The sequence below is a fragment of the Desulfotomaculum sp. genome (genome assembly GCA_003513005.1).
Taxonomy (GTDB): Bacteria; Bacillota; Desulfotomaculia; order Desulfotomaculales; family Nap2-2B; genus 46-80.
The window spans coordinates 6,713-8,813 of sequence record DOTD01000101.1; the positions used below are offsets into that span (position 1 = coordinate 6,713).

Here is a 2,101-nt window from a genome sequence, read left to right on the forward strand (position 1 = left end):
CATCCCTTCGTCCCTCCCTGCCGAAACTGATCGCTCGATATGCTCTTTCTCTTCTGTCCTGCATTTTCCGGCCGGTTCTTCCGCCATGAGGGACTGCCGCCAGTTGCGCTCCAGCGGATAGACGAAGACCTGCCGCACAGTTCCTTCTTGATCGTACCGCCGATCCAGCCGCCCCCGGCCTGTCGTCTGGCCCACCTGAGCGAAAGTATCGCCGCCCGGTAACATGTGCCGCTGCCAAGCGCATGATACTCTGCCATCGTTACGTCCCAGACCGCCCGTTCCTCGGGTAGCACCGGTTCGACTGTCACTGGCCGCACCTCGTTCAGGCTTGCCACAGTCTTAAGGCAAGGGTTCCGCCCGGAAGCGGGCCGGTCGGCAACTGCTCCTTGCTTGTTTGGCCGGAAGTTGGACAATTTCTGCTGTGGCCAGTTGTTCCAACAACTCCAAGCACCCATGAAGGCGCAATTGTCCGTCTGGCGCCTTCCACGGCAGGTTCAAAGCACAGGGTCAAAACCAGTTCCATCCGGCTCAAGCCCGGAAAGCGCTCTGCCGTCCAACGGATCAATTCAAGATCCTTATCTATGAAAAGCCGATCTCCGATCCAAAATGGCGGGTTCCATCGTGGCTCCGTAACCTATCACCCCAACGCTATGATACAACCACGCCATCAAATTGTTAAGCTCTAGCACCTTAATTTATCGCGGCTCCTTAGTAAAGAAATCTATCCGGCCGCAGGAATTTACTACAATCATAGGATATGATGCCAATCGCGTCTTGCATAAAGAATTCTCTCAACATTAACTACTTTTGATTTTTCATCTATCGTGAAAAAGACAATATAGTTCTTTATGAGCAACTTCCGATATCCCATAATTGCAAGCCGTTCATCAGTCACCGGAGGGCATTTTTGTGGCATGACCGCTAAACCCATAATGGCTTCCTCAACGGTGTCCATCATCTGCAATGCAGTCATTGATGCTGACAGCTGCGCAGAGATATATCGGACAATGTCACGCAGGTCGTTTTCGGCAGGTTCCGATACGTCAACCCTATATTTTGCCATTAATTAACTCCTGCCTGATGTCTCGCATTACATTTTCAAGCGGACGCTTTCTTCCCTCTTTTACTGCCGCCCTGCCTTCGTCAAGCAGTTGGTATAGTTCAATTTTGCCTTTGAGCATCTCGTAGGTTTCAATGCTCAGAACAGCCAAATCTCCCTGCCCATTTTTGGTAATAAAAACAGGCTCTCTGCTTTCATGGCAGAATTTCGAGATCTCATTGTAGTTATTCCTTAAGTCCGTACTGGATTTAATGTTCGGCATAAAAAACCGGCCTCCTTGCCTAATCTAAAGATATTATACACGAATTTCTTTAGCATAACAAGGGAAGAGATTTCGATGGCGCAGCCGCCTTCTTCGGAGGTTAAGCGGTTAATATATACGGTGACGGCCTTAGCCGCTTCATCAACCTTATAAACCAGCACATAGTTTCTGATGATCGCTTTGTAATAGCCTACCTTTTCCAAATAAGCGTCATGGCGCCGTTCATAAATAAGCGGATTGCTTTTCAAATAGCCGTAGCATTTTTCCACTTCATTCAGGAAGTTGGCAGCTACAGTGGGGTTTGCAAGTTGAACAGCAATGTACGAGACAATATTATCCATATCTCTGTAAGCAAGCTCTGAAACAATTGGCCTATAAATTGTATTTCCCTCTTATGCTTCTCAGAGAGGCTTCTCCGTCCAGCACTCTTCCTTCCGCTATCTGCGCCTCAGCTGCAGCCAATTTGTTATACACATCAAGCATAAACAATTTTTCTTCACAGCAAAGCAGAAATTTCAGTCCCGGCAATAGCCCGTGCCGCAACAACAGGATCGGCAAACTCAAAAGCGCACTTACCGTGGCTGTCTATACGCAAAGCCTTAATAGTCTTAATACCCTGCCGGCCCAGCCGGTGAGCCAGTTCTTTTATTTCCGGCAATGTTTCCTGATAGGGTAAGGGTAAATTTATGGGGGCGCACAGGGGGACGGTTCTTCCGTGTCAATGTCTCCGCCTTTCGGCCAATGTGGGATGGGAAGTCGGGTAACCTGCAAATTTGCCG

5 protein-coding genes and 1 pseudogene are annotated in these 2,101 nt (G+C 48.8%); all 6 read right to left on the minus strand.

What is annotated here, in order from left to right:
* Window positions 1–225: hypothetical protein (locus tag DEH07_12625; protein ID HBY05315.1), on the minus strand; the 225-nt coding region annotated here is incomplete at its 3' end.
* Window positions 226–322: 97 nt separating this feature from the next.
* Window positions 323–565 (minus strand): hypothetical protein, encoded by a 243-nt coding sequence (locus DEH07_12630; protein ID HBY05316.1) that lies wholly within the window; start codon window positions 563–565, stop codon window positions 323–325.
* A gap of 183 nt (window positions 566–748) precedes the next feature.
* Window positions 749–1,063 (minus strand): type II toxin-antitoxin system RelE/ParE family toxin, encoded by a 315-nt coding sequence (locus tag DEH07_12635; GenBank protein ID HBY05317.1) that lies wholly within the window; start codon window positions 1,061–1,063, stop codon window positions 749–751.
* Window positions 1,050–1,322, minus strand: coding sequence for a prevent-host-death protein (locus DEH07_12640; protein HBY05318.1), 273 nt, complete (start codon window positions 1,320–1,322; stop codon window positions 1,050–1,052). Before DEH07_12640 ends, DEH07_12635 begins: the two co-directional genes overlap by 14 nt.
* Window positions 1,292–1,702, minus strand: coding sequence for a hypothetical protein (locus tag DEH07_12645; protein HBY05319.1), 411 nt, complete (start codon window positions 1,700–1,702; stop codon window positions 1,292–1,294). Before DEH07_12645 ends, DEH07_12640 begins: the two co-directional genes overlap by 31 nt.
* Window positions 1,695–1,820, minus strand: a pseudogene (locus DEH07_12650) (type II toxin-antitoxin system Phd/YefM family antitoxin). The gene DEH07_12645 and the pseudogene DEH07_12650 overlap by 8 nt, the downstream one beginning before the upstream one ends.
* Window positions 1,821–2,101: the final 281 nt, after the last annotated feature.